Source organism: Metabacillus schmidteae (assembly GCF_903166545.1).
In the GTDB taxonomy this organism is placed as follows: domain Bacteria; phylum Bacillota; class Bacilli; order Bacillales; family Bacillaceae; genus Metabacillus; species Metabacillus schmidteae.
Map to the genome: position 1 here is coordinate 2,646,355 of NZ_CAESCH010000001.1, position 26,862 is coordinate 2,673,216.

At 34.9% G+C, this 26,862-nt stretch carries 27 protein-coding genes, 1 pseudogene and 1 riboswitch; of the genes and pseudogenes, 25 read left to right on the forward strand and 3 right to left on the reverse strand.

Translation table 11 applies throughout. The annotated features are described in order from the left end of the window. Positions 1 to 293: 293 nt before the first annotated feature. Positions 294 to 395, forward strand: a riboswitch (glycine riboswitch). Positions 396 to 637: 242 nt separating this feature from the next. The 8 genes from glyA (at position 638) to HWV59_RS12695 (ending at position 8,215) form a co-directional block, all read left to right on the forward strand. After that, positions 638 to 1,888, forward strand: a complete 1,251-nt coding sequence (gene glyA, locus HWV59_RS12660) for a serine hydroxymethyltransferase (RefSeq protein ID WP_175639022.1) — start codon at positions 638 to 640, stop codon at positions 1,886 to 1,888. A 15-nt stretch (positions 1,889 to 1,903) separates the two neighbouring features. Next, entirely contained in the window at positions 1,904 to 2,419 is a 516-nt protein-coding gene (locus tag HWV59_RS12665) for a serine dehydratase beta chain (protein WP_175639023.1), read from the forward strand. Continuing rightward, entirely contained in the window at positions 2,416 to 3,297 is an 882-nt protein-coding gene (sdaAA, locus tag HWV59_RS12670) for an L-serine ammonia-lyase, iron-sulfur-dependent, subunit alpha (protein ID WP_175639024.1), read from the forward strand. Before HWV59_RS12665 ends, sdaAA begins: the two co-directional genes overlap by 4 nt. Before the next feature lie 14 nt (positions 3,298 to 3,311). Beyond that, on the forward strand, positions 3,312 to 4,424 hold the full coding sequence (gcvT, locus tag HWV59_RS12675) for a glycine cleavage system aminomethyltransferase GcvT (protein WP_175639025.1): 1,113 nt from the start codon (positions 3,312 to 3,314) through the stop codon (positions 4,422 to 4,424). 31 nt (positions 4,425 to 4,455) lie between these two features. Then, positions 4,456 to 4,851, forward strand: coding sequence for a glycine cleavage system protein GcvH (gcvH, locus tag HWV59_RS12680; protein ID WP_102229898.1), 396 nt, complete (start codon positions 4,456 to 4,458; stop codon positions 4,849 to 4,851). Beyond that, positions 4,835 to 6,205: an aminomethyl-transferring glycine dehydrogenase subunit GcvPA gene (gene gcvPA, locus HWV59_RS12685; protein ID WP_175639026.1), complete on the forward strand. Its 1,371-nt coding sequence runs from the start codon at positions 4,835 to 4,837 to the stop codon at positions 6,203 to 6,205. Before gcvH ends, gcvPA begins: the two co-directional genes overlap by 17 nt. Continuing rightward, on the forward strand, positions 6,198 to 7,688 hold the full coding sequence (gene gcvPB / locus HWV59_RS12690; RefSeq protein WP_175639027.1) for an aminomethyl-transferring glycine dehydrogenase subunit GcvPB: 1,491 nt from the start codon (positions 6,198 to 6,200) through the stop codon (positions 7,686 to 7,688). Before gcvPA ends, gcvPB begins: the two co-directional genes overlap by 8 nt. A gap of 221 nt (positions 7,689 to 7,909) precedes the next feature. Continuing rightward, positions 7,910 to 8,215 carry an iron-sulfur cluster biosynthesis family protein gene (locus HWV59_RS12695; protein WP_102229900.1) on the forward strand — a complete coding sequence of 102 codons (306 nt, stop codon included), beginning with the start codon at positions 7,910 to 7,912 and terminating at the stop codon, positions 8,213 to 8,215. A gap of 172 nt (positions 8,216 to 8,387) precedes the next feature. Here the strand turns inward: HWV59_RS12695 and HWV59_RS12700 are convergent, their stop codons facing one another. Continuing rightward, positions 8,388 to 8,792 carry a MerR family transcriptional regulator gene (locus HWV59_RS12700; protein ID WP_175639028.1) on the reverse strand — a complete coding sequence of 135 codons (405 nt, stop codon included), beginning with the start codon at positions 8,790 to 8,792 and terminating at the stop codon, positions 8,388 to 8,390. Positions 8,793 to 9,129: 337 nt separating this feature from the next. On the opposite strand from HWV59_RS12700, the gene HWV59_RS12705 reads away from it, so the two are divergent. The 5 genes from HWV59_RS12705 to HWV59_RS12725 all read left to right on the forward strand — a co-directional run bounded on the left by HWV59_RS12705 (position 9,130) and on the right by HWV59_RS12725 (position 13,871). Then, entirely contained in the window at positions 9,130 to 10,170 is a 1,041-nt protein-coding gene (locus tag HWV59_RS12705; protein ID WP_175639029.1) for an NAD(P)-dependent alcohol dehydrogenase, read from the forward strand. A 209-nt stretch (positions 10,171 to 10,379) separates the two neighbouring features. Next, complete coding sequence (mobV, locus tag HWV59_RS12710) at positions 10,380 to 10,946, forward strand: MobV family relaxase (RefSeq protein WP_102229903.1); 567 nt, start codon at positions 10,380 to 10,382, stop codon at positions 10,944 to 10,946. Between the two features lie 222 nt (positions 10,947 to 11,168). Further along, positions 11,169 to 11,990 carry a phytanoyl-CoA dioxygenase family protein gene (locus tag HWV59_RS12715; RefSeq protein ID WP_175639030.1) on the forward strand — a complete coding sequence of 274 codons (822 nt, stop codon included), beginning with the start codon at positions 11,169 to 11,171 and terminating at the stop codon, positions 11,988 to 11,990. A 46-nt stretch (positions 11,991 to 12,036) separates the two neighbouring features. Continuing rightward, positions 12,037 to 12,891: a sugar phosphate isomerase/epimerase family protein gene (locus HWV59_RS12720; RefSeq protein ID WP_235991723.1), complete on the forward strand. Its 855-nt coding sequence runs from the start codon at positions 12,037 to 12,039 to the stop codon at positions 12,889 to 12,891. Positions 12,892 to 13,217: 326 nt separating this feature from the next. Then, entirely contained in the window at positions 13,218 to 13,871 is a 654-nt protein-coding gene (locus HWV59_RS12725; protein ID WP_102229906.1) for a lysozyme inhibitor LprI family protein, read from the forward strand. Positions 13,872 to 13,931: 60 nt separating this feature from the next. Here HWV59_RS12725 and HWV59_RS12730 read toward each other — a convergent pair whose 3' ends face one another. Continuing rightward, positions 13,932 to 14,090, reverse strand: a complete 159-nt coding sequence (locus HWV59_RS12730) for a hypothetical protein (RefSeq protein WP_175639031.1) — start codon at positions 14,088 to 14,090, stop codon at positions 13,932 to 13,934. A gap of 693 nt (positions 14,091 to 14,783) precedes the next feature. On the opposite strand from HWV59_RS12730, the gene HWV59_RS12735 reads away from it, so the two are divergent. From HWV59_RS12735 to HWV59_RS12775, 8 genes and pseudogenes are all read left to right on the forward strand, one after another. After that, positions 14,784 to 15,029 carry a spore coat associated protein CotJA gene (locus HWV59_RS12735; protein ID WP_102229907.1) on the forward strand — a complete coding sequence of 82 codons (246 nt, stop codon included), beginning with the start codon at positions 14,784 to 14,786 and terminating at the stop codon, positions 15,027 to 15,029. Continuing rightward, a complete protein-coding gene (locus HWV59_RS12740) occupies positions 15,026 to 15,286 on the forward strand; it encodes a spore coat protein CotJB (RefSeq protein WP_102229908.1) in 261 nt (86 codons plus the stop codon). Before HWV59_RS12735 ends, HWV59_RS12740 begins: the two co-directional genes overlap by 4 nt. Before the next feature lie 19 nt (positions 15,287 to 15,305). Beyond that, positions 15,306 to 15,875 (forward strand): spore coat protein CotJC, encoded by a 570-nt coding sequence (cotJC, locus tag HWV59_RS12745; RefSeq protein ID WP_102229909.1) that lies wholly within the window; start codon positions 15,306 to 15,308, stop codon positions 15,873 to 15,875. A 275-nt stretch (positions 15,876 to 16,150) separates the two neighbouring features. Then, positions 16,151 to 17,398, forward strand: a complete 1,248-nt coding sequence (locus HWV59_RS12750; RefSeq protein ID WP_102229910.1) for a GGDEF domain-containing protein — start codon at positions 16,151 to 16,153, stop codon at positions 17,396 to 17,398. Positions 17,399 to 17,754: 356 nt separating this feature from the next. Next, positions 17,755 to 18,510: an isoprenyl transferase gene (locus HWV59_RS12755; protein WP_102229911.1), complete on the forward strand. Its 756-nt coding sequence runs from the start codon at positions 17,755 to 17,757 to the stop codon at positions 18,508 to 18,510. A 290-nt stretch (positions 18,511 to 18,800) separates the two neighbouring features. Continuing rightward, positions 18,801 to 19,651 (forward strand): annotated as a pseudogene (locus HWV59_RS12765) (glycoside hydrolase family 95 protein). A 123-nt stretch (positions 19,652 to 19,774) separates the two neighbouring features. Beyond that, positions 19,775 to 20,485: a class I SAM-dependent methyltransferase gene (locus HWV59_RS12770; protein WP_102229914.1), complete on the forward strand. Its 711-nt coding sequence runs from the start codon at positions 19,775 to 19,777 to the stop codon at positions 20,483 to 20,485. 71 nt (positions 20,486 to 20,556) lie between these two features. Further along, entirely contained in the window at positions 20,557 to 20,853 is a 297-nt protein-coding gene (locus HWV59_RS12775) for a hypothetical protein (protein ID WP_102229915.1), read from the forward strand. 268 nt (positions 20,854 to 21,121) lie between these two features. Here HWV59_RS12775 and HWV59_RS12780 read toward each other — a convergent pair whose 3' ends face one another. Continuing rightward, complete coding sequence (locus HWV59_RS12780) at positions 21,122 to 21,598, reverse strand: hypothetical protein (protein ID WP_102229916.1); 477 nt, start codon at positions 21,596 to 21,598, stop codon at positions 21,122 to 21,124. 240 nt (positions 21,599 to 21,838) lie between these two features. Here HWV59_RS12780 and HWV59_RS12785 point away from each other — a divergent pair, with 240 nt between their 5' ends. From HWV59_RS12785 to HWV59_RS12800, 4 genes are all read left to right on the forward strand, one after another. After that, positions 21,839 to 22,516, forward strand: coding sequence for a GNAT family N-acetyltransferase (locus HWV59_RS12785; protein WP_102229917.1), 678 nt, complete (start codon positions 21,839 to 21,841; stop codon positions 22,514 to 22,516). Between the two features lie 226 nt (positions 22,517 to 22,742). After that, entirely contained in the window at positions 22,743 to 23,543 is an 801-nt protein-coding gene (locus HWV59_RS12790) for a GNAT family N-acetyltransferase (protein ID WP_102229918.1), read from the forward strand. A 47-nt stretch (positions 23,544 to 23,590) separates the two neighbouring features. Beyond that, positions 23,591 to 24,496 (forward strand): gluzincin family metallopeptidase, encoded by a 906-nt coding sequence (locus HWV59_RS12795; RefSeq protein ID WP_175639032.1) that lies wholly within the window; start codon positions 23,591 to 23,593, stop codon positions 24,494 to 24,496. A gap of 914 nt (positions 24,497 to 25,410) precedes the next feature. Beyond that, positions 25,411 to 26,823 (forward strand): MFS transporter, encoded by a 1,413-nt coding sequence (locus HWV59_RS12800; protein WP_175639033.1) that lies wholly within the window; start codon positions 25,411 to 25,413, stop codon positions 26,821 to 26,823. The last annotated feature ends 39 nt before the right edge of the window (positions 26,824 to 26,862 follow it).

Below are 26,862 nucleotides of genomic sequence, written 5' to 3' on the forward strand. Positions count from 1 at the left end.
AGCAGTAATGGGGATATTTTGGCAGATAAACACATGACATAAACAAAATAATATAACAAGTATACTTTTTTATACTAAATGATATTAAAGTGACTACTTAAAATTTATTATTACTGGATTTATAATCTAGATATCGGATAGCGGAGTTCTTATTTACCGAATAGGTGAGAAAAATGAGTGAGGTAAATGGTTAAAACGTATAAATAAATTGACTTACAATATTTTTAAAATTGCGATTGACTTTTTCTTATTATCAAATTATTCTAAAAATAACAAAAATTTAATAAGAGCGGATGACAGTTGTGGGAGAGTGCAAGTAACACGCCACCGAAGGAGCAAGTTCCAAAAATACCCTTGGAATAAATCTCTCAGGTAGATGGAACTACAACTGGACGCAACTCTGGAGAGCGCGTATACGGTATGACGCCACCAAAGGGGAAGACTCTAAGAATGTTAGAGTTTAAACTCTCAGGTAAAAGGACAGAGAAGGGGAGCTAACGCTACGCTACCCTTTTCTGTCCTTTTTTGTGTACAAAAAAGGTAGTGAAGCATCCTGTATTAAACAGTTTTCTTAGAAAAATAGATTAGTAACTGATTACTAAAAGAAAACTGATCTATCTTCAAGGAGGAATTGAGAATGGGTTTGCGCGTAAATGATTCTACCATTTTTGAAGCGATTGAGAAGGAGAAGTGCCGTCAGCATCAAACACTAGAGTTAATTGCATCAGAAAACTTTGTTAGTGAAGATGTCTTAGAAGCTATGGGAAGCATCATGACAAATAAATATGCAGAAGGATATCCAGAGAAGCGCTATTATGGCGGATGTGAGTTTGTTGATGTAGCCGAGCAAGTAGCGATTGAGCGTCTAACGGAATTATTTGGATCTAAGTATGCTAATGTTCAGCCGCATTCGGGAGCACAAGCAAATCTCGCTGTTTTTTATGCATTGCTAACGCCAGGAGATAAAGTGATGGGAATGGATCTCTCCCATGGTGGTCACTTAACACATGGAAGTCCTGTCAGCATATCTGGAAAATGGTTTGACATTGTGTCCTACGGTGTAAGAGAAGATACTCACTTGATTGATTATGATGAAGTTGAAAGCATTGCAGAAAAAGAGAAACCAAAATTAATAATTGCAGGGGCAAGTGCCTATCCACGAACGATTGACTTTAAACGATTTAAAAGCATTGCAGATCAAGTTGGAGCAAAATTTATGGTCGACATGGCACATATTGCTGGACTCGTTGCTGCGGGTCTTCATCCATCACCAGTTCCATATGCAGATGTCATAACAAGCACAACACATAAAACCTTGAGAGGACCGCGTGGCGGAGTTATTTTAACAAATAAAGAAGAGATCATAAAAGCTGTAAATAAGGCTGTTTTTCCAGGTATTCAGGGTGGACCGCTTATGCACATCATTGCAGCTAAAGCAGTTGCCTTTAATGAAGCACTACAGCCTAGTTTTTATAAATACTCTAAGCAAGTAATTACTAATGCAAAGATATTAAGTGAAACATTAATAAGGGAAGGAGCAACACTTGTTTCTGGTGGTACGGATAACCATATTGTCCTATTAGATGTTCGCCCATGGGGCTTAACTGGCAAAGAAGCGGAAAAATTATTGGAAGAAGCAGGTATTACCGTTAACAAAAACACGATTCCATATGATCCAGAGAGTCCGTTTATAACTAGCGGAATTCGGATGGGAACTGCTGCACTAACAACTCGTGGAATGCAACGGGAAGAAATGGTGAAAATTGGTGAAATGATCGCTGAGATTTTAAAAAATAAAGGTGAAAAAACGGTGCTTGAAAAAGCTAAAGAAACAACGAAAGTCATTTGCGGTATTTATCCTTTATTTCAACAATCAATTTATGTTTAAGGGAGTGTGATTATCATGGAATTTCAAAGTTGTTTTGATATTATTGGTCCAATCATGGTAGGTCCTTCAAGCTCTCATACAGCAGGAGTAGTATCAATTGGAAAGTTTATTCATGAGTTGGTTGGTGGATGTCCCGAAGTGGCTAACATTATTTTTTATGATTCCTTTGCTGAAACCTATCAAGGTCATGGAACTGATAAAGCATTGCTTGGTGGCTTGATTGGGCTAAAAACAGATGATTTGCGAATTAGACAATCATTAGAATTAGCAGAAAAGTATGGGGTAAAGTACGATTTGGAATTTGACGTTCACTGCGACTATTTTCCTCATCCAAATACAACGGTTGTAAAAGCGAAGCGTGGTGATCGCCATGTTAAGGTTGGCGGTGTATCCCTTGGGGGCGGTATATCAAAAATCTTTATGATCAACGATGAACTGGTTGATATTCGACTAAGCACAGATGATGACTATGCAGCACTTGCCAAAAAGGTTGAACAATGTGGGAAAGTATACCCAGGGTTACTTTTATGAACATTCAGTCTATGGAAGAGTTGATTGTAGCTTGTCAGAGTGAGCAAAAAAACATTGGTGAAATGATGTTAATGTTGGAAGTAGAAAAGTCGGGAAAAGAGGAAGAAACCATTATCCGTATGATGGAAGAACGATTAATAAAAATGAAGGAAGCCGTAGATAACGGGATAAAAGATCGCTCAACTGCACCAAGTGGTATTTCCGGAGGTGATGCGGTGAAAATGTTTGAGTATACAACACAAGGAAAATCACTTTCAGGAATCTATATTAGCGATGCCATGACTTACTCATTAGCAACATCAGAAAACAATGCACGAATGGGAGTCATTGTTGCTACGCCGACAGCAGGAGCGGCAGGAATCTTACCGGGTGTACTTTTTTCACTTCTTAAAAACGATCATTTTTCCCATCAAGAGTTAGTTATGGGGTTATTTACAGCAAGTATGCTTGGTTATGTGATTGCAAACCGCTCGTTTATTTCAGGAGCAGCTGGAGGTTGTCAAGCAGAAGTAGGATCTGCAACTGCTATGGCTGCTGGAACCATCGTCGAGCTAAAAGGAGGCACTCCGGAACAAGCCGTAAATGCGACGGCTATTGCCATGAAATCACTGTTAGGTTTAGTATGTGATCCTGTTGCTGGTCTTGTTGAAGTACCATGTATTAAACGAAATGTCATTGGGACATCGATCGCCTTTTCAGCCGCAGACTTAGCTCTTGCGGGTGTAGAAAGCCGGATTCCGTGTGATGAGGTGATTGAGGCCATGTATATGATAGGAAAAGAAATGCCGCGAACCTTAAAAGAAACATCACTTGGTGGACTCGCTGCAACAGAAACCGCTAAACAAGTAAAGGAAAGAGTATTTTGCAAGAAATCTTAATTGGAGGTGTAAGCATGGAAACAACCGTATTGAAAAGAACACCACTATTTGATGTATATAAAAATCATGGTGCAAAGGTGATTGACTTTGGAGGGTGGGCTTTACCAGTCCAGTTTTCAAGTATTTTAGAAGAGCATCAGACGGTTCGAACAAAAGCAGGGCTTTTTGATGTTTCCCACATGGGAGAGGTTCTTATTGAGGGGCGGGATGCAGAAACGTATATTAACACTCTTGTAACAAATGATGTCACAAAGCTTCATATTAACCAGGCTCAATATACAGCAATGTGTTATTCGGACGGTGGAACCGTCGATGACTTACTCGTTTATAAGTTAGAAGATCATAGATTTCTCCTTGTAATTAACGCAGCCAACATTGAAAAGGACCTAAATTGGATGGCGCAACATGTAACTGCAGAAGTAAATATAACAAATATTTCAAATGAAGTAGCTCAGCTTGCTATACAAGGTCCAAAGGCGGAAAGTATTTTGCAAAAAATAACGGAACTCGACTTATCAACCATAGGTTTCTTCCGTTTTGAACAGGATGTTAATCTAAATGGTATATCTGAAGTTCTCGTATCCCGTACAGGGTATACAGGAGAAGACGGCTTCGAACTGTATTTAGCATCAGATAAAGCAAAAGAGCTGTGGAAGCTGCTATTGAAGGTAGGTGAAGAGGATGGACTTAAACCATGTGGGCTTGGTGCACGTGATACGCTGCGGTTTGAAGCATGTCTAGCCCTATATGGTCAAGAACTTACAAAAGAAATCAATCCAATTGAAGCAGGAATTGGTTTTGCAGTCAAAACAAACAAGGAAAGTGAATTTATAGGTAAAGCTGCACTTGTTAATGAAAAAATAATCGGGCTACGTCGGAAGATCGTTGGAATTGAACTAGAGGGAAGAGGAATTCCTCGGCATGGATATAAAGTTTTTACCCAATGGGAAGAGGAAATCGGATTTATTACTTCAGGAACACACTCACCAACATTAAAGAAAAGTTTAGGTCTGGCATTTGTTTCAGCAAAATATGGCGAAGTAGGAACACGATTAAAAGTTCAAGTCCGCAATAAATTAGTAGATGCAGTTGTAGTACCAACTCCTTTCTATAAAAAGGGAAAATAAAAAAATATAATAACAGAAAGAAGGATAAATAATGGCTAATAAACTAGCAAACTTACTATATAGCAAGGAACATGAATGGGTGTTGGAAGTAGATGACAACCGTGTACGAATTGGAATTTCCGATTATGCACAAAAACAACTGGGGGATATTGTATTTATTGAAGGACCTCAACTTGATGATGAATTAACAGTAGATGACACAATGGGTACGATCGAGTCTGTAAAAGCAGTTTCTGAATTATTTGCTCCGTTATCCGGGAAGGTTGTCCGGGTGAATGAAGAGCTTGAGGATGAACCTGAAACAATAAATAATGATCCTTATGAAGCAGGGTGGTTAGTAGAAGTAGAATTATCCAATCCAGAAGAACTAAAGGCCCTAATGAACGAAGAAGCGTACCAATCATTTATTAATGAAGGAGAGGAATAACGTGACTGCTACCTATCGATATCTTCCAGATACAAAACAAGATCAAGAGGAAATGTTATCTTATTTAAACGTACATTCAATCGATGATTTATTTAAGGATATTCCAACGGATATTCGCCTAGATGAAGAATTAGAGATTCCGAAAGCCATACCAGAACCATTGCTTGTGAAAAAAATGAGTCAGCTTGCAGCAAAAAATAAACATGCCAATTCCTACTCAACATTTTTAGGTGCCGGTACTTATGATCACTACATTCCGAGTGTTGTGAATCATATGATTTCACGTTCAGAATTTTATACTGCTTATACACCTTATCAGCCAGAAATTAGTCAGGGGGAATTACAGGCTATTTTTGAATTCCAGACAATGGTTTGTGAATTAACCGGTATGGATGTTGCCAATTCATCTATGTATGATGGGTTTACCTCTCTAGCTGAAGCAGCATCACTGGCAGTTGTATCAACAAAGCGTTCAAAAGTGCTTGTATCAAAATCAGTTCATCCTGAGTCACGTGCAATCTTAAAAACAGTGGCAGCTGGCCCAGAGTTTCGTGTTAGTGAAGTGGATTTAATCGAAGACATAACAGATATGAAAGACTTGGAAGCACAAATTGATAAAGATACGGCTGCTATTATTGTTCAATATCCAAATTTCTTTGGATCAATTGAAGATTTAGCGATTATGAACGATATTGCAAAAGCAAACGGGGCATTGTTTATTGTAAGTGCAAATCCGCTTGCATTAGCTCTTTTACAATCTCCTGGAAAGCTTGGAGCAGACATTGTTATTGGTGATATGCAGCCATTAGGTATTCCAATGTCTTTTGGAGGACCACACTGTGGTTACTTTGCAGTTAATAAAAAATTAATGCGGAAAATTCCAGGCAGAATAGTCGGACAAACAACAGATGAGCAAGGAAAACGTGGATTTGTGTTAACCCTTCAAGCTCGAGAGCAGCATATTCGTCGGGATAAGGCCTCATCAAATATTTGTTCGAATCAAGCATTAAATGCATTAGCGTCTTCCATCTGTATGACTGCACTTGGAAAACAAGGAATTCGTCATATGGCACAACTGAATTTTGACAAGACCAATTATATGGCAAAATCTTTACAGGAAAAAGGGTTCGTAATTAAAAATCATTCACCTTTCTTTAATGAATTTATTGTTGAACTTCCATGTTCAATAAAAGAAGCAAATGAAAAGCTTCTAGACCAGGGGATTATTGGTGGATTTAATTTAGAAAATGATTATGGCTTTAAAAACCAGGTGCTGATAGCAGTTACAGAGCAGCGGACAAAAGAAGAGATTGATCAATATATAAGGGTTTTGGAGGCGGTTATTTATGGTTGAATATAATGAAATGATTTTTGAAATAAGTCGACCTGGTCGTGTCGGTGCAAGCCTTCCAGAAAGTGATGTTGACCGAATTAATATAGAAGACAGACTCCCAAAGCATCTAATCCGAGATATACCAGCGGAACTCCCTGAGGTTTCGGAGCTGCAGCTTGTTCGTCATTATACAGCTTTATCAAATAAAAACCATGGAATTGATAATGGCTTTTATCCACTTGGCTCTTGTACGATGAAATATAATCCAAAGATAAATGAAGATGTTGCAAGGTTAGAAGGGTTTAGTCGAATACATCCCTACCAGTCCGAAGAAACAGTGCAAGGTGCATTAGAGCTACTCTACGAATTACAAGAGGATTTAGCTGTTATCACAGGAATGGACGCCGTAACATTACAACCCTCTGCAGGAGCTCAAGGTGAATGGACCGGGTTAATGATGGTGAAAGCCTACTTAGAAAATAAAGGGGAAAAAAGAACAAAGGTGCTTGTTCCTGATTCAGCACACGGTACGAACCCTGCTAGTGCTAATGTTGCTGGTTTTAAGACCGTTACAATTCCTTCAAATAAAAATGGATTAGTTGATTTAGATGAATTAAAGAAACATGTTGACAATGATACAGCTGCATTAATGTTAACAAATCCAAATACACTTGGGTTATTCGAAAAAGAGATTGTTGAAATTGCTAAGGTTGTTCATGAAGCAGGGGGATTACTTTACTATGATGGTGCTAATGCCAATGCGATCTTAGGTAAAACAACACCAGGTAAAATGGGTTTTGATATCGTTCATTTAAATCTTCATAAGACATTTACTACACCTCATGGTGGCGGGGGACCTGGTGCTGGCCCAGTTGGTGTTAAAAAGAAGCTCATTCCTTATCTGCCAGTACCGCGTATTGAAAAAAACGGTGATCTGTATGTTCTTAATTCTAATCAGCCACTATCAATTGGACGAGTAAAAGGTTACTATGGAAATTTTGGCATATTGGTACGTGCTTACACGTATATTCGTACAATGGGTCCTGAAGGACTGCGTCAAGTATCTGAAGGAGCTGTTCTCCATGCGAATTACCTTCGTAAGAAACTAGAGCCTTATTTCGAGGCACCATACTCACAAGTGTGTAAACATGAATTTGTTCTTTCTGGCTCGAGGCAGAAAAAACTTGGCGTGAGAACGTTAGACATTGCAAAACGTCTCCTTGATTTTGGTTACCATCCACCAACAATTTACTTCCCGCTTAATGTGGAAGAGTGTTTAATGATTGAACCGACAGAAACGGAGACAAAAGAAACAATAGATGCTTTTGCACAAGTGATGATTCAAATCGCGAAAGAAGTTGAGGATAACCCTAATATTGTATTAGAAGCACCACATACAACAGTTATAGGCCGATTGGATGAAGTTCAAGCAGCAAGACAACCAATTTTACGTTATACAAAAGAAGAAGTAGTAGAACTTGTAAAAGAATCTGTCCAAGTATAACCAAATCTTTTTTTGGCTTCTCTTTATCAATATTAAATATAAGAATATTATGATGCTATTGGAATTCAAATAATTGAACCCCACAGGATTTTAAGGAACAAAAAATTGGACTGTCAAAAGGCTTAAATCATTGTATAGCAGGGACCACTTACTCGCTCCTCCTATCATACCGAAGAAGAGGTAAAGGGCATTAAGATGTTTAATGAAAAGGAGAGGGATTGATGTTTATTACCATTACGGAAGCAGCATTAGAAAAGCTACAAAATTTGGAATGGAAAAGAGAACACGCACCTAGAATTGATGCCGATATAGCTGGAGGATGTGGATTATTTGTCAAATTCTCACTAATTTTTGATGAGCCACGCCGAAACGATATTGTCATTAAATATGGTGAAATTACCATTCAAATTGATCCATTTACCAAGCGTTATTTAGATAATGAAACTCAAATTGATTATTCTGAGGAACACCAATTTTCTGTTGGAGAACGTTTTGCTTCAGGTGCATGTTCCATTGAATTTGTGTAATAAGAAGCTTATAAGGTGCAAGGAACTCAATATATTACAAAGATATTTAAGAAAACCAAATATATAAATACGCCACTATTATTTACTTTTTTAAAATGTGTGTTTTGGTAAACGTGAACAAAGAAAGCTACTTGTATTTCAATAATACAAGTGGCTTTCTATTATTAGTATTCTAAATCTCTATTTTATTATTTTTATGAATATCCTCTGTTCCGGCATCCAAAGCCGTCTTGTAATACCAGCATTTATGCTCGATGAGTTCCATCGTCTTTTTTAATTCCTCTAGTTGTGATTCCACATTAGCTTTTCGTTCTATAAACATGTCATATCTTTGCTGCAATGTAGAATCCCCATCAGAACACCAATCAATAAAGTTTTTAATTTCCTTAATAGGCATCCCGGTAGATTTAAGACATTCAATAACTTTTAAAGCGCCAATATCAGATTCCTTAAACAATCGCGTTCCGTTAGATCTCCGTTCAACAAAGGGCATTAGTCCCTCTTTGTCATAATAACGCAAAGTATATACTGTTAGGTTCAATTCTTTCGCAACTTCACTTATAGAATATGATTTCAATTTGTATCTCCCTTTCTACCATATATAGACCTCGAGTTAACTCTATATTTATGTGGGGATTTTATCACTCCATTTGCTTTATGTCAAAGTATAAAAATATAGAAGATTCAAACTCTATAAATTCTAGTTAACTAGAGAAGATAATGATAATTGATCTAAATCCTTACTGAAGAAGAATAAAAAAATATCAGTAAACCTCTTGACCTAGAGTTAACTATAGGATTTAACATTGTTTTGTAGAAGGGAGCAGGGATGTAAATCAACTTGATTTAGTCACTTACCTGTTAAAAGTGAATATACACTCTCTTGAAAAAGGAAAAAATAGGAGGTTGTTTTAATGATTACTGCTAAAGCACGTGCTGTCGATGGTCCGGACAAACCGTTTCGAGCTGCTGAAATTAAACGACGTGATCTTGATTTACATGATGTTTTAATTGAAATTAAATTTGCAGGAATATGTCATTCTGATATCCATACTGCGCACGGTGAGTGGGGTGAAGTGAACTATCCGCTCGTACCTGGACATGAAATAGCGGGAATTGTCACAGATGTTGGAGCCGAGGTTACAAAGTACAAGGTCGGTGACCGTGTTGGGGTCGGATGTATGGTTGACTCCTGCGGTGAATGTGAGAACTGCCGAAAAGGAGAAGAACAATACTGTCTAAAAGGAAATATCCCTACATATGCGGGTGTTGACAAATACGGCGAGCCAACACAAGGAGGCTATTCTACACACATTGTCGTAACGGAAGATTTTGTAGTCAAAATACCTGATAATATTGAACTTGATGTTGCAGCACCATTGCTTTGTGCAGGTATTACTACATATTCACCATTAAATCATTGGGGAGCAGGTCCAGGTAAAAAAGTAGCTGTAGTTGGTTTGGGTGGTCTTGGTCATATGGCCGTCAAGATTTCACACGCCATGGGTGCTGAAGTTACCGTGCTGTCACAAACATTGAAGAAAAAAGAAGATGGCTTGCAATTCGGTGCAGAAAACTATTATGCGACTAGCGACCCGGATACATTCCAGAATCTTGCTGGTACATTCGATCTAATCATCAACACGGTAAGTGCGCAGATCGATATTAATGCTTACCTTTCACTATTAACACTGGATGGAACCCTAGTAAATGTTGGTGCTCCTGCAGAGCCATTGGCTGTTAATGTGTTCTCTCTTATTCCTCATCGCCGTTCGTTTGCAGGGTCAATGATTGGTGGTATCCGTGAGACTCAGGAAATGTTGGATTTCTGTGGAAAACATAATATTGTTCCTAATATAGAAGTGATATCAGCTGATCAAATTGACGAAGCATACGAACGTGTTTTAGCTTCAGATGTGAAGTATCGATTTGTTATTGATATTAGCACGATGTAAGATGCCTATAAGAAAATGATCTGTTCATTTATTAATGAACAGATCATTTTCAGTTGATAATTAAAAGAAACTCTTTAATGCCAGAATATATAAGTCCATTAAAAATTAATTAAATTCCTTATCTTTCATTTATATAAATTATGTAGTCTTCTTCGATTTATATAGTTCATTTCTTGTAGATCATTAGTTTGGAAGCGAGGTTTTGTCTAATGAGTTATTTTTTTATGATAAAAATGCAAAAATTAAAAGCCTCAGATATACGGGGCATTCAAATACACAATCAAGGGGAAAGAATGGAACAAACAATCTCCCATAATGGGTGTTTAAATTTAAACTATGATCTTGTTAATGAGGAAAAAATAGATTATTTGGAAGCTGTCGAAAAAAGACTAGACAACGTCGTTTTTTCCAAAAAGAAAATTCGAAAAGATGCAGTAAGACTATGTGAATTTCTTATCACTTCTGAAAAAGAGTTTTTTGATAGCATTTCAGATAAAGAAAAAAATAGGTTTTTTAAAAAGGGATTAGACTTTCTTCAAGACAAGTATGGAAAAGAAAATATCATCTATGCAAATGTTCATTACTATGAAAAAACTCCCCATATGCACGTAGGGTTTGTACCGATAACAGAAGATTTTAGACTTCATGCAAACTCTATATTTACAAGGTTACATTTGGCCATGCTTCAAGATGACATTCTTAATTATATGATGGAAGCCGGATTCGATTTAAAACGGTCAGATTCTAATAAACGGGAATATATATATGGTTTGTGATTTTTAAGCATCAGATTACCTTCCCAAAATCTGTCATATTTCTGCCTCCTTCAATATTTTGCAAACCCTTTCTAACTTTTTTTAATATCAACTAATTTTATACATAAATAGCAGGATTGTTATAGTTTTTAGTTGTTTCATTACTTCAATAATGTGAGGAGGATGTTTACACTATTGATATAGAAAGATTTGCATTTATTGATAAAAAGGGAGATGGTTCAGGTGACAACAAAATTAAAGACCATTACGAATGAACAAAAAGAACAGTTTGAAAAAGCAGGATATTTAATTGTAAAAGAAGTTTTTACGATAGAAGAAATTAAAGAGATTGATGAAAACTTTATGAGCATGAGTAATGAAGTAATTCCCGGATGTTTTGCTCCTGACCTAAGTCAGTCATTAAAAGAAGGCGAAGGTGACCCTCTAAAACGATATCCCAGAATGATGCATCCACACCGTGTAAATGATGTTGCGATGAAATATATGCTACATCCTAAGGTTATGAAAATACTAGCCGATTTGTTTGAAGAAGAGGCGTTAGCCGCTCAAAGTATGTTTTACTTTAAACCACCTGGGGCACGGGGGCAGGCTCTTCACCAAGATAACTTTTATTTAAAGGTAGAACCTGGCACTTGCATTGCTGCTTGGACAGCTGTTGACAGTGCAGATCAAGAAAATGGTACATTACTCGTTGTACCGAAAACAAATAACGATGAACTTTATTGTCCTGAAAAAGCGGACGCTAAGGAATCATTTACAACTCACTATGTAAAAGTGCCTAAAGGATTAAAAGCTGAGCCAGCCATTTTAGATCAAGGAGATGTATTATTTTTTAATGGAAATTTAATTCACGGATCCTATCGAAACAAAACAAAAGATCGATTCAGAAAATCGTTTATATGTCATTATGCCGGCGAGTCTACTACAAAGATAGGAAGTTTTTACAGTCCGTTATTTAAGGGAAATGGCAGCAAGGTAGAACCTGAAACAAATTTAGATTCAGGCCCGTGTGGAGAGGTTTTTGATGTAGAATATCCTCATTAATGAGTTACGATTGAATAGTAGAAATAAAGAAAAAGGAGATAAAAAAGTGAAAATTGATATCCAACAGTCCTGGTGGGCTATGAATGGACTAGGCAATGATAATAGAGAGTGGACGATGGAAGAAAAGTTTGAAAAAATAGCCGAAGCAGGCTTTACGGGTATCATGGGGGAGCTTCCGGAAGAACATGATATGGATAAATGGAGACGGTTACTTGATGAGTATCAGTTTAGCTTTGGAATACATTCTTTTCCATCCAAAAGAGAAGATCTTCAACAACTCCTAACAAAAGCGAAAGAATTTGGAGTACAATACGTAAGTTCTCAAGTTATGGATGATTTTATTATCGGAGAAGAAGCAGTTCAGTTATTAAAAAGTCTAGTTGACGAGGCAAAAAAAGTAAATATCCCCTATTTTGTGGAAACTCATCGAGGAAGAATTACTCAAGACTTGATTAGAACTGTGAACTATGTAAAAGAAATTTCGGATTTACGTTTAACCGTCGATTTATCACATTATGTTGTAGCTGGTGAAGGGTGTCACTCAAAAAAAGCAGAAGAATGTTTTGATATCCTTTTAAAAAGAACGTCCTCAATCCATGCACGTGTATCGAATGGACATCAAATTCAAATTGATATTGGGTCAGACGGTAACCATCCAATGACGGAAAGATTCGTAAAATGGTGGGAAAAAGGTATGTCATACTGGTTGCAGGAAGCAAATCAAGGGGATGTTCTTCCTCTTGTCTGTGAGCTTGGACCACCAGATTATTCAATCACAAAACATACATCTATCGATACGATTGAGATATCAGATCGCTGGGAACAAGCGATTGTGTTTAAACGGATTTTAGAAGAAGCATGGGGAAGAGTAGTTCAAAGTCACTCTTCAGTTACAAGATAAGATTCTTTTCTTTATAAAAATAGTCAATGTTTAGTAGTTGAAGCGCCTTCCTGGTACATGGGTAGGTGCTTATTTTTGTTTAAAATTGTTTTTTTAAACAAGGTTAAAGGTTATGGTAAAATTAGGATAGATAATGAAGGTCACTACCGAAGAATGTTTCCTAAAACTTTTTGGTAAGGGGAGGACTGACGAGACAATATGGATTTTAGCATGCTCCATTATATTCGTATTGGTTAAGGATATCCTTCTTAATTTAAAAGGTAACGAGGCAATCTTAGTGAACTCTTTGAGTAAACTATACATCTAATTTTCAAAGGAGATTTAAAATGAATACCAATCGAAAATTCTCAATCCTAATAGGAACAGTTTTATTAGGATTATTGACTGCTTGTGGAGACTCAAGTACGGAGTCAAATGCTAAACCTTCAGAAAACAATACATCCCAAAATGAAAACGTTGACTCAAATACTATAGATGTTCCAGAGGAAAATGAGGAAGCAGCACAATATCCTTCTGAAAGTACTAAAAACAACGAGCAAAATGAGCAAGAAAAGAATTCGAATTCAACATCTACAAGTTCAAATGATGTAGAGACATCTAAGTCCGGTAATAATAATAAAATGACTGAAAGTAAAAAAGGTGAATACCTAAAGAAATTAAATAAGATGGAAGAAGCAGACAGATACGCAGAAGTTAAAACAACTATGGTAGAAATGGAAGAACAAGAGGAGGAACGATATAAAAAATGGGATAAGGAATTGAATGAAATTTATGGTGTATTGAAAGAAAAGCTTGATGCTGAACAAATGGAAAAATTAAGAGAAGAGCAGAGAAATTGGATAAAAGAGAGAGATGAAGTTGCAAAAGCATCTTCACTAAAATATGAAGGCGGCTCGACAGAATCATTAGAATATGTGGCTACACAAGCAAGTCTAACAAGAGAAAGATGCTATGAGTTAGTTGCTAAATATATGAAGTGATTTTCTTCTCAAACATTTATGAAAAAATGAGCATTAAAATAAAACCACTCTTAGTGGTTTTTATTTTCGCATTGCTCCTGCCTCCCGAGAAGTCATTGCACCTTGTCCTTCGTTTACATCTTTTTGGATTTCTTGTTTTACCTTTTGTGCATCAGTTCCGGCAAATTCTGCTTTCATAGTAGAATTTATGTTGGCTGTAGCCTGTTGATCCTGTCGCATAGATGTCCTCCTTTAATCAATTAAACAATCTTATTATTGACAAAAAAACTTATCAAATTCCATAAGAGAAAAGAAACACAGGAATTCAATCCTTGATCAGTTAACGGATAAAATATAAAAAAAGCTCACTATATAGTGGGCTCTATTTATATGCGCAATATAAAAAGCAATTATTTTTCTAAAAGACATCCTTATAGTTAATTAAGTCTTGCCTGCAAAATTTTTCTCATGCAATGTCTTAATTATGTAAGTATTAATTTTGAGCTGAATGGAAATATCCACATTTCGCACAAGAAATTGAGCCAGAAACGTAATTAACTGAATAAGGGTTATTTTTATTACATTGAGGACAGAACTTGAAAACGGATTGTGTCTTTTTTGTAATGGTCTTAATCACGTTTACACCACCTTTCATTAAATTTATATTGTTGGAATAAGGAATAAATGACAAGTGGTTAAAATAAAAAATACTTTAGGAGAATTCAAATGTCAAGCGGTTAAAATTTCTATGTAAATACCAAGAAAAAGTTATATATTTTTAACTTATTTACTGAGAAAGATGCTTCTCGACTCTCGGACAACTTTCCTAAAAATGAGCACGAAGCTCTATTTACTATATATTAGAAAGTTTTAACATGAACCCTTTTATGGATGCATACTATTTATCAAGGTCTTTTTAGAAGGAGGTCTAAAATGAACAGTAATAAATCGGCATTTACGACTTTAAAAGCGTATAAACCCTTTCATGGCTTGTATGATCCTTGCAGACCAATTGGAATAAAGTACTATTCGACACCTCCACACCTATATATAGGATTTCAACAACCAAATATGCCACAATTTTCACCAGCTGAAGCCTTAAAAAAAGGAACTTTGTGGCCTGCCTTTTGGGATTATTATGAAAACCCATATGAAGGGAAAAAGAGGGATCAATCATGAAACAATTACCTCCACAATATTATGAAGATTTAAAGGAAATTCAAGCCATTGATTTTGTACTTGTTGAATTAACGCTTTATTTAGATACTCATCCGAGTGATCAGCAGGCGATGATACAATTTAATGAATATGCTCAATATTCAAAACAACTAAAACAGAATTTTGAAGCAAAATATGGACCTTTACAACAATTTGGAAATAGCTTTACAGATGCGAATTGGAGTTGGGGAACAACTCCATGGCCTTGGCAAATTTAGGTGAGAAAGGAGAGAGTATATGTGGTTTTATGAGAAGAAATTACAATATCCGGTTAAAGTAAGCACATGTAACCCGACTCTTGCCAAATATCTTATGGAACAATACGGAGGAGCAGATGGAGAACTGGCAGCTGCACTTCGATATTTAAACCAACGATATACAATTCCAGATAAAGTTGTGGGATTATTAAATGATATCGGCACTGAAGAATTTGCTCATCTCGAAATGATTGCAACAATGATTTATAAACTTACAAAAGATGCTACACCTGAGCAATTGAAAGAAGCTGGATTAACAGAACATTATGTGAACCATGACAGTGCGCTTTATTATAATAATGCTGCCGGTGTTCCTTTCACAGCAACCTATATCCAAGCAAAAGGAGACCCAATTGCCGATCTCTATGAAGATATTGCTGCAGAAGAAAAAGCAAGAGCTACATACCAATGGCTAATAGACATATCAGATGATCCAGATTTAAACGACAGTCTGAGATTTTTAAGAGAGCGTGAAATTATACATTCACAACGTTTTCGTGAAGCTGTAGAAATATTAAAAGAAGAGAGAGACAGGAAAAAGATTTTTTAATAAGTTGTAAAATGAAAGTACCGGTTCTTCATGTTGTTGATTAGTTTAAAACGGTTTAAAGGAAGATCGATGAGTCGGTCTTCTTTTTATTTGAAGATAATAGTTTCCTAGTTATATTAGAAACCTCTTTAATAACAATAGCACTTATAGTTACAAATATATGTTACTAATTGTAATGTTTCTAACTATTATTCAGAATTTCAGATAACAAAAGATGTATGCCATAAGTCATATTTCTTGTATAATACAAGAAAAAAACAAATACGAGGCATAAAATGAAATATAAATTCGCTTTTGTTAGTCCAAAAGTTTCCCTTGAAAAAAAACAATTACTTGAAAAGCATTTATTTAATGAAAATCTTCAGAGATGCAAGCTTTTTGCCAGCATTGTCATTTTGTTTGAAAGTATTTTGATTTTGATGAATTTGTCATCTATGTTTCAGAGTCAAGGGGAAATTGTAATAAATCCTTATTTAATGTTGTATTGCTTATTGTTAATAATGAGTTCTTTCATGCTTTTATACATACGTCTTTTTGAAAAAAGAACTTCTTATACAAAAGCTCAATATAAAAGGTTTAAGGTCGGACTATTAAGTTTTGTTAATTTCTTTTTAGTATGGGGATCTGTTGTTACACTGATTGATCAAAAAGAATATGGACATGTTATGGCATTTGCGGTTAACTTTATGTGTGTATCCATTCTTTTTCACGCTTCAAACCGGACAATCCTATTATTGTACATACTGCCTATTAGTGTGCTGCTTATTGGTTTACCTTTTTTTCAATCTTCAGACGCTATATTAACGGGACACTACATCAATCTTTCTGTCTTTTTATTTTTTTGTTGGTTGGCGTCAAGAATGTTATATATCAGCCAATCTACCAATTTTTTTAATAAGCTGCTCCTAACAGAGACGAACAGTAATCTAGCATTGAAAATCGAAGAAAATGAAAAGATTAATCAGCAGTTGGCAAAAGCAAATGAACAGCTCAAGGAAATGACGATTATTGATGAATTAACCAATATTCCAAATCGAAGAGGTTTTCAGCAATATATACAGGAATCATTGACTTACAGCAATGGAAAACGGAAACTTTCTATTATCATGATTGATATTGATGCGTTTAAATTATTCAATGATAATTATGGACATTTGGAAGGGGATAAGATAATTAAGTCAGTTGCACAAATGATACAAAATCATGTAATAGATTCCTCATTTAGCATTTCTGCCCGGTTTGGAGGGGAAGAGTTTGTAATTGCTGTATTTGACAGGAATGACTTAGAAATCGACAAACTTGCAGAAGACATAAGAATAGCTATTTATGCAGCTGAAATTCCGCATGAATATTCTCCTGTTACAAATCATGTGACAATAAGTGTTGGTATTGCAACTGATTATGTTAAGAATGAAAATGACATTCCACAGTTGCTGGAACATGCTGATCATGCTCTTTATCGATCAAAATCAAATGGAAAAAATCGTGTAGAGCGACTTGAAAAGAGTAGAGTACTAGGTTAGAAAAGAAACATCTTAACTAACAAGACAGGTTGATTTAATAACGTGTCTTGTTTTGTTTTAAATAGTCTAAGTTTTATAGAGCATTTCTCTCAAAAGAGGAAATGCTTTTTATTTTGTTCAAAATCATTTATCAATAAAAATAAAATAATATTTAATAAAAATTTATTGCTAATCAATAAATAATATGTTAATTTCAAAATGACAATAATTAATGAGTTGTTTATCTTTAAACAAGTGTCAGCTCTTTTAAAATGATAGCAGTTACTGCATTGGAAAATAAATTATATCTGCAGTCTAAAATTATACCCTGTTGGTAATTAGAGAGAACAACTATCCTCGAAAGGCGGAAATTTTAAATGAAAATCCCATTTTTAAATCATATACATTCACTGGAGTCCTTTCAGTATCCAGAAGAAAATATACCGCACCATATAGCAATAATCATGGACGGAAACGGACGTTGGGCCGAAAAGCGTGGCATGCCAAGAGCGGCTGGTCATAAAGAAGGAGTATCTACAGTCGTGAAAATTGTCAAGGCAGCAGTCAAATGTAAGGTAAAGGTTTTGACACTATATACGTTTTCCACGGAAAACTGGAAACGTCCAAAACCCGAAATAGACTTTATATTAAGACTTCCCAAGGAGTTCTTAACTATTTATCTACCAGAGCTTATATCTAATAATGTTAGAATTGAGGCAATTGGTAATATGGATATGCTTCCAGCATATACTCGTGAAGCCGTACAGTATGCCATCAACAGAACGCGGGAAAATAACGGTCTTCAGCTGAATATTGCGCTTAATTACGGAAGCAGACACGAGATTTTAAATGCCATGAAACAGATGTTCTTGGATATAAACAATGCGAAATTGTCACTGGAAGATCTAGATGACCAGGTATTTTCAGGATACCTTAATACAGCTGGGCTAAAAGATCCTGATCTACTTATACGTACCGGAGGAGAAAAACGATTGAGCAATTTCCTGCTTTGGCAGCTTGCATATACGGAGTTCTGGTTTACTGATGTGCTTTGGCCAGATTTCTCTGAGAAAGAATTTATTCAGGCATTGGAAGAATACCAGACACGAAAAAGAAGGTATGGCGGGATATAATGTAGTAAATTGAACAAGAAGGGAAAAAACTGCAATTAAGAGTCCGATTGTTGGCAGACATTTCGGCTCTTTTTTATTAGGAACGATCTGTTTATATAATAGTGATTTCAAAAAAAATCTAATGTGAAAAAAATTTCGACAAGGACTTAGACTGATTTTTAGTTACTAAAACTATATTATTTTTCCAATATTTTCTCAATTTCATTGGCGTTTTTGGAAAAAAAGTTTAATGTTTTGTTAACGGTATCATATTTATAATTTAAAAATATTCTTATGGGAGTGGATTAATTATGAAGTTACTATACAATCAGCCTGCTCAATCATGGAATGAAGCGCTTTCGATCGGAAATGGCCGTCTCGGTGCAATGATTTTTGGAGGGGTTGATAAAGAACATTTGCAATTCAATGAGGATACCTTATGGTCAGGAACACCAGGAAACGGTAATAATCCGAATGCAAAGGAACTGCTGCCTAAGGTCCGTCAGCTGATCTTCGAAGGGAAGTATGAAGAGGCAGATCTATGTCAAAGAAGATGTTGGGTCCATACACCCAATCATATATGCCATTAGGTGATCTGCATATCCAATTTTATCATGGACAAGCGGTTCATTCATTTGAGCGAAATCTCAATTTAAAGACAGCTACTAGTCATGTTGAATATAAGATTGGTGAAGTAAAGTATACCCGTGAAATGTTCTCATCTTATCCAGACCAAATCATCGTTATCCGTCTACATACAAGCAAACCGGGTTACTTACATTTTACAGCAAGTTTAGGGAGCTCTTTAATGTTTCAAACTACTTCTAATCAAGATCAACTTATTCTTAGAGGCATCTGTCCGGAACATGTAGATCCTTCTTACTATAATACAAATAAACCGATCATTTATGGGGACCCTGTGACAACAGAAGCTATAACATTTGAAGGACGCTTAGGTGTGAAAACAGAGGATGGCTCAGTTAAGGTTGATCATAATGGTATACATATAATGGGAGCTACTACTGTGACACTTTATTTAGTGATAGAACCATCCTTTGAAGTGTTTGAAGATGGGAAGAACATATCTGTTAAAAAAATGGCTAATAATAGGGTATCATTCGAAACAATGGCTGGGAAAAATTATTTGGTTAAAAGAATCTAAATAGGATGTATGCTAGTCATAGTAGAGAAGTGACGGATACCAGGTTGTAAAACTCTTATTATTAGGTAAATTATTTTCATATATACGAAAGTTACCAATACTAAATTGAGAAGAGGGATAAATATGGAGATAAGCGTAAAGGCAGCTTACGATCAACTTGCAAGCGATTATGAACATAATGTCGATACTAAAAATCCATGGAATTCTCATTATGAAAGACCTGCAATGGTAAAGCTATTTCCTTCAGATTTGACTACTATTAAAGTATTGGATGCAGGTTGTGCAGCAGGTTGGTATACAGAAAAGTTACTGGAACTTGGTGCTGAAGTCACTGCAACTGACATAAGTGAAGAAATGGTAGCAGCTACACAAAGGCGTGTTGGAAACAAAGTGGAAGTTCTTAATATTAACCTGGAAAAAGAATTGCCTTTTCAAAATGAATCATTTGAATTTATAATCAGTTCACTTGTCATTCATTATATAAAAGATTGGGATAGAACTTTTAGTGAGTTTCAAAGGATTTTGAAGCCGGGAGGTATATTTTTATTTTCAATCCATCATCCACTTATGGATATAAAATTCTCCAAAAATAATGAATATTTTTCGAAAGAGTTAATTGTGGACCAATGGGAAAGACAGGGAAAGATCATTGACGTCCCTTTCTATCGAAGACCCTTGAATGAAATAATAAATAAAACTCTTGAGTTTTTTGCCATCGAAAGGATAGTTGAACCTCAACCTACAATCGAATTTAAAACATTAAATCCAGAAGGTTATCAAAGGCTAATGAGCCAACCTAATTTTTTGATTATTAAGGCAATGAAAAAACATTAAACAAACGTTGAGTGAAATAAAAATATTACATTGGGGAATTCTAAATTTAGAATAATTTAGGAGGACTTAACATGTATAATCGAATAGAAAATATTAGAGATCAATTACCAGAAGAACATAAGGATATTGCTGTTTTAACAAGACATATATTTGATGCTTTTGATAAATTAATTGATGAACATAGACGATTTGTTGGAATAAGTGCAACTGCTAGAGTAAAGCCAGATCCAATCGAGGAGAAAACCTTTTTAGATACTATAAATCAAATGAAAATGACAATTTTGAATGAACTTGAGAAAACATTACTGGATATTGAACATGAAGGAGATAAAAATTGGAATAAAATCTACAAAGATGGAATTGAGTAATTAAACATGCTTATGTATAGAAGGGGAAGTACGCAGTTCAGTCAAATATCAAAATAGGAAAAAACTCACAATGTCATTTTAGCGAAAAGGGGATATCTACAAAGAGTAGATATTCTTTTTATATGTAGCTTGATAATATTGAAAAATTTACACAGTATCCTTAACTGGATAAAAACACACAATATACTTCATTAAATATATTACTTGTTCTTGTTTATAAAATACCATTGATAAAAAAGCACATTTCATAAATGAAAAGCACTTTTTATTATCTTCTAATAATTTTTATATGAAGCGGTACTAAAAAATAAAAAGCAATAATAAAAACAATGAAAGAAATAAACCTATTCCATCCAGAGTACTCCATGTATCCGAAATATAGCATCCCTGTCTCAATCAATAATGATAATATTGTAAATAGGATCGTTAATTTCCATTTGTTTTTTTTAGTAAAATAATTTATAAATAATATGGAAAGAGAAGTTGGTATAAACGTATAAGAGAGTATTTCTCCAATTCCTCCTGTGTTAGGATCACCTAAATCTATAAGATCGAATCCCCTGGCAATAATGCCATCGGTTATCCAAGTAAATAGACCTACAATACCAAAAGTAGTATACATTTCTATCCAGGAAATCTTTTTCTTAGGAATGAACAAAGCTGTTAAAACTAATACAATACTAATTGTAACGGGAAACCAAAGACCTTTTGCTCCCAGGTCTAAATTATGTAGAAATGTATCCATAGATACTCTCCTTTTTGGAAGTAAGCCTCTTATCTAGAAATTCAATAAATTGTATATCTTTTCAAAGATATTTTAACTCGAATAGCATGTAATTATTCACAAAGAGTTCGCAATAATTTTTCCTGAAGTCGTAAAAGATATTCATTGCAAAGTCTTCAAAAGTAGCTGCCTTTTTGACCATCCAAAATGAAAAACAAGTGGTATAATGAATGGAAAATTAATCAAGGTGGCTTTGTAATAATGATAAATTGGGTAGAAATTAAAGAGGGAAATGTAAGTTATTTTGAAATGGCTATGGAATTGTATGACAAAGCTTTTCCTATTGAAGTGAGAGAACCGCATGATATTTTTCTAAGAGGTTTACAATATGCACAAAATTATTATCATTTCTTGTTAGGGTTTGAAGGAGATCAACTTGTTTCATTTGCAACAGGACATTACTTTGCAAATATAAATTCAGGATTTATTGTGTATATTGCTACTAACCTTCATGCACGAAGTAGTGGGATAGGTTCAAAAACACTAATGAAAATAGAAGACTTATTAAATAATGACGCGATTTCAGCAGGCAACTCATCAATTAAAGCAATTTACTTAGAAACAGAAACACAAGAATTGGTACATACAGAAGTTGAAAAACAAGATTATATCAAAAGGAATAGATTCTTTTCCGGGAATAACTATGTTAAGTACAACGAAATCAACTATCTTCAACCACCTTTACATGATGATGTAAAAGATATGCCACTAAATCTTTTGATTAAGTACCCAGGCAATACTAATCTAAGTAAGGAAGAAATAAAATTAGCTGTTAAAACGATTTATAAAGAAAAGTATTTTGAGATAAATGAAATTGATAAAATGGTACTCAATCAATGTCTTAGAAAGATGGGATTTGAGGAAGATGAGTTCTTTTAAGCAATTTAACATGAGAAATAGTCAATTAAAGCGTTATGCAGCTGCTTTTTTGACTTAACTTATTCGGATTAATGCTTAGAGTTTTAACATAAAGCGCTTAATAAATTAGGTTATATGAAAAGATCGTATAAAATTGGATTTTAATACCATCTTTTTCATTTTCCTAGTAAAATAAAAGATAGAAATTTATTAAAATATAGGCATTTCTTTTGAGGGGGAAGAGAGAATGATTCGTAAGTTAAATAAAGATGACAATGATTCAGTAATGGCGCTTATTGGCCATAAGCCGGCAGAAAATTTATTTATTATAGGTGATATTGAAGCATTTGGTTATGAATCTGATATTCAAGAGATATGGGGTCAATTTCATAACGAGAAATTGATAGCTGTTTTATTACGGTACGACCGAAATTATATCCCATATAGCGAGCAATCTTATGACGTAAAGGGTTTTGCAGATATCATTAACAGTAATCCTGCTCAAATTGAAATAAGTGGATTAAAGCATGTAGTAGAGCCTTTACAAAAATTAATAAATAGGGATGTAAGAAAACATAGTGGAACTTATTATGCAAAATGTACAGGTTTAAGTTATGAGATATCTAAATCAAGAGTACAGTGTGCAAACTATTTACAGCCGTCAGAGTATGCTGAAAATGTAGAGATGTTGAGTTCAATTCCTGAATTTTCAACTGGGAATTTTAGTGTCGAAGCGAGAGAACTTGCTGAAAAATATAAAACAGGAAGAACATATGTTGTCAGAAATGAACAAGGGGTAATGGTTTCATCTGCATCTTCCACGGCTGAAAATTCTCAATCAGCTATGATCGTTGGTGTTGGGACAAGACCCGGCTTTGAACGGAAAGGCTATGCAACGATATGCATGGAAAAGCTTTGCAGTGAATTATTAGCAGAGGGGAAATCACTTTGTTTATTTTATGATAATCCTGCAGCAGGAAAAATCTATAAACGATTAGGATTCACCGACATAGGATTTTGGACAATGATTCGGTACGAATTAAAGTAATCTTCTTAGAATGGATTGGTGTTAAAAAATGAATGGGGTGTAAGAAAATGAGTAAAAGTAGGTGGATTAGATTTGTGATATATATCTTTATACTCCTTACTATTTGTATTACTTTTTTCATTTTCAAATCTTTCCAAAAAGAGTTAAAAGGGAGAACAGGGGCAAACCTTACATTCTTTGAAACGGTTAAAGCAGTAACGACACAAAACTTTGATAGTAGCCTGGAAAAAGATCTCAAGAACAGTGCAATGAAGAAAAAAGTGAACAATGTTACGATTCATTATAATGATCAAGTAGAAGATCTATTACCTAAAACGATTCAGATTTTGACGAGGGCTGACGATAAAACGATGAGATTGCTAGGAAGTTATAATATGAAACCTGTAGATCTCATTTTTTTGAAATCGGAAGATATGAAGGAGTTTACAGGTCTTAAAAATGTTTCAGGAGTATATTCTGATTTTGACAAATTAATAGGTATTCATGTTTTTGATGAAGATATTCAGAAAATTGTAGAAGAACAAAAAACAGAATCGTATTTTTTTCAGAAATCTATTTTGCACGAGTACACCCATTATGCAACAAATAGAAAATTAGATGAGATAGGTGTAAATAATACAATATTTCCTCATTGGTTTATAGAAGGTATAGCAGAATATGTTGGAAGTGATAAAACGACAGTAAAATATGAGCCTTTCAATTTTAAATGGCTTACCCTCAAGGAATTAAGCAGTTATAATCAATGGCAAGATGCAAGGTTAACAGAAGATGTGAACCCATACTTACAGTCATATTTTGCCATTAACTATTTATTAGAAGTGTATGGAGAGAATACAATCCATGATGTGATGGAACGAACAAAGGAAAAAAATGATTTCTATCAAGCTCTTGAACAAGTTACCAGGAAAGAATTGGTCGATTTTGAAAATGATTTAAAAGATTATTATAAATAGATTAATATTAATTCAGTTCATTTCTACCTTTTTGGGTTTTTACGAATGGTTTTTACTTACTGGCTTCGAGAAAGCATACGTATTTCTAGTTTCCGTATGTTTTTTCACTCTTTCACCTATTAAAGATACACAAATGGTTTTTATTTACAATTTTTTTGCATTTGAGGTCATTTCACCCTTTTTTTGGTTTTTACGAATGGTTTTTTCTTAATGGCTTCGAGAAAGCATACGTATTTCTAGTTTCCGTATGTTTTTTTCACTCTTTCATCTATTAGAGATACACAAATGGCTTTTATTTACAATTTTTATCACATTTGAGGTCATTTCTACCGTTTTTTGGTTATTGCAAATGGCTTTTTCTTACTAGCTTTGAAAAAGCATACGTATTTCTAGTTTCCGTATGTTTTTTTCACTCTTTCACCTATTAAAGATACACAAATGGCTTTTATTTACAATTTTTATCACGTTTGAGGTCATTTCTACCTTTTTTTTGTTTTTGAGAAAAGGTTTTTCTTACTGGCTTCGAAAAAGCATACGTATTTCTAGTTTCCGTATGTTTTCTTCACTCTTTATCAATTAAAAGATACACAAATGGTTTTTATTTACAATTTTTTCGCATTTGACGGAAAAAGTCAATGAATATAGCAATTTTTAAAAACAGGCACATTTCATAAGAAATGTGTTTTTTCTATTTTTTTCTCTTAAAAAGGATGAACTCTGAAAGTTGAAAACGAATTTGATTACAGTTTAATCTTTTCTTATTGGACGATTTTCCTTGATGAGTTTTATTATTAACGCTAAATATATACAAAAAATGCAAGAATCATACTTTTCCTCTCTCGTAAATTATCTATAATTAGAAAATGTAAACACTTTCAAACAAAATGGAAATGAAAGATTTGGGGGAATTTTTAATGGAAGAAGCAAAACAGGAATACACTACGATACCCGATGAGGAAAAAAAAGAAAGCGCTCCTTTTGGATTGAAGGACAAAATTGGCTATTTGTTTGGTGATCTTGGAAATGATTTCTTTTTTATGCTCGTCAGTGCTTTTTTAATGGTTTATTATACAGACATTTTTCATATTAGCGCTGCGTTAGTTGGGATGTTATTTCTTGTAGCTCGCTTATGGGATGCAGTTGCAGATTTTGCCTGGGGACGTTTTATTGATACAAGAAAACCAACTGCCCAAGGTAAATTCAGACCGTGGATTTTACGGATGTCATTTCCTCTTGTATTAACAGGTGTGCTCATGTTCGTTCAATTGCCCGGAATGTCTGACGGTTTTTATCTGGCATGGGCATTTGTCACATATATTGTGTGGGGTACACTTTACAGTACAGTGAACATTCCATATGGATCCATGGCATCGGTTATGACAGACAATCCTGTAGAACGGACTGCCCTTTCAACTTGGAGAACCATGGGCGCAATGTTGGCGGCATTGATTATTAATGTGCTAGGTCCTCTAGTTGTATTCGTGGATAACGAGATTCAAGCAGATCGTATGCTTATGGTAGCCGTTCTATTCGGCATACTTGCTTTATCTTGTTACTTTGCATGCTACAAGCTGACAACAGAGCGTCTTGTTGCATCGAAATCGAATCATTATAAAGGCAACATGAAAGTAACGATGAAGGGGTTGCTGAAAAATAAGCCTCTTATCTGGATCTTAATTGCTTCCCTTATTTTCATGGTAAACACGATGCTGATTAGTGCGGTAAATATATATTTATTTAAGGATTATTTCAGCAATACATCTGCTTTAAGTATGATTGGACTAGTTCAAACAGCAGCAGTATTTATCGCCATTCCGCTTGTAAAACCGTTAGTGAAGAAGTTCGGCAAAAAAGAAATAGCAGCAATCGGCATGGCACTTGCTGCTGTTGTATACGTTATCTTGTACTTCCTTAAAGATATTTCAGCGATCCAGTTTGTAGCTATTTCGGCAGTCGGTATGTTTGGGTTTGCCTTTTTTAATCTTGTTATTTGGGCGTTTGTGACAGACGTAATTGATTATCATGAATATGTAACCGGTTTAAGAGAGGATGCAACCGTTTACTCTATTTATTCTATGGCACGAAAAATCGGGCAGGCAATTGCAGGCGGTGTTGGTGGATTTGCCGTTTCGGCAGTTGGTTACGATGCAGCTCGTGCTGCCCAGACAGAAGAAGCACTAAATGGTATTCACTCGCTCGCTACAATCGTTCCAGCTATCATTTATGGGGGGATATTCCTTATTCTTATTTTCTTATATCCTCTAAATAAACAAAAAACAAATCAATTGGCCGTTGATCTGGCTGAAAAACGAAAAGAACAAATATAATGTATAGAGGTGCTTTGAAGTCGGTGTACACGACATAGA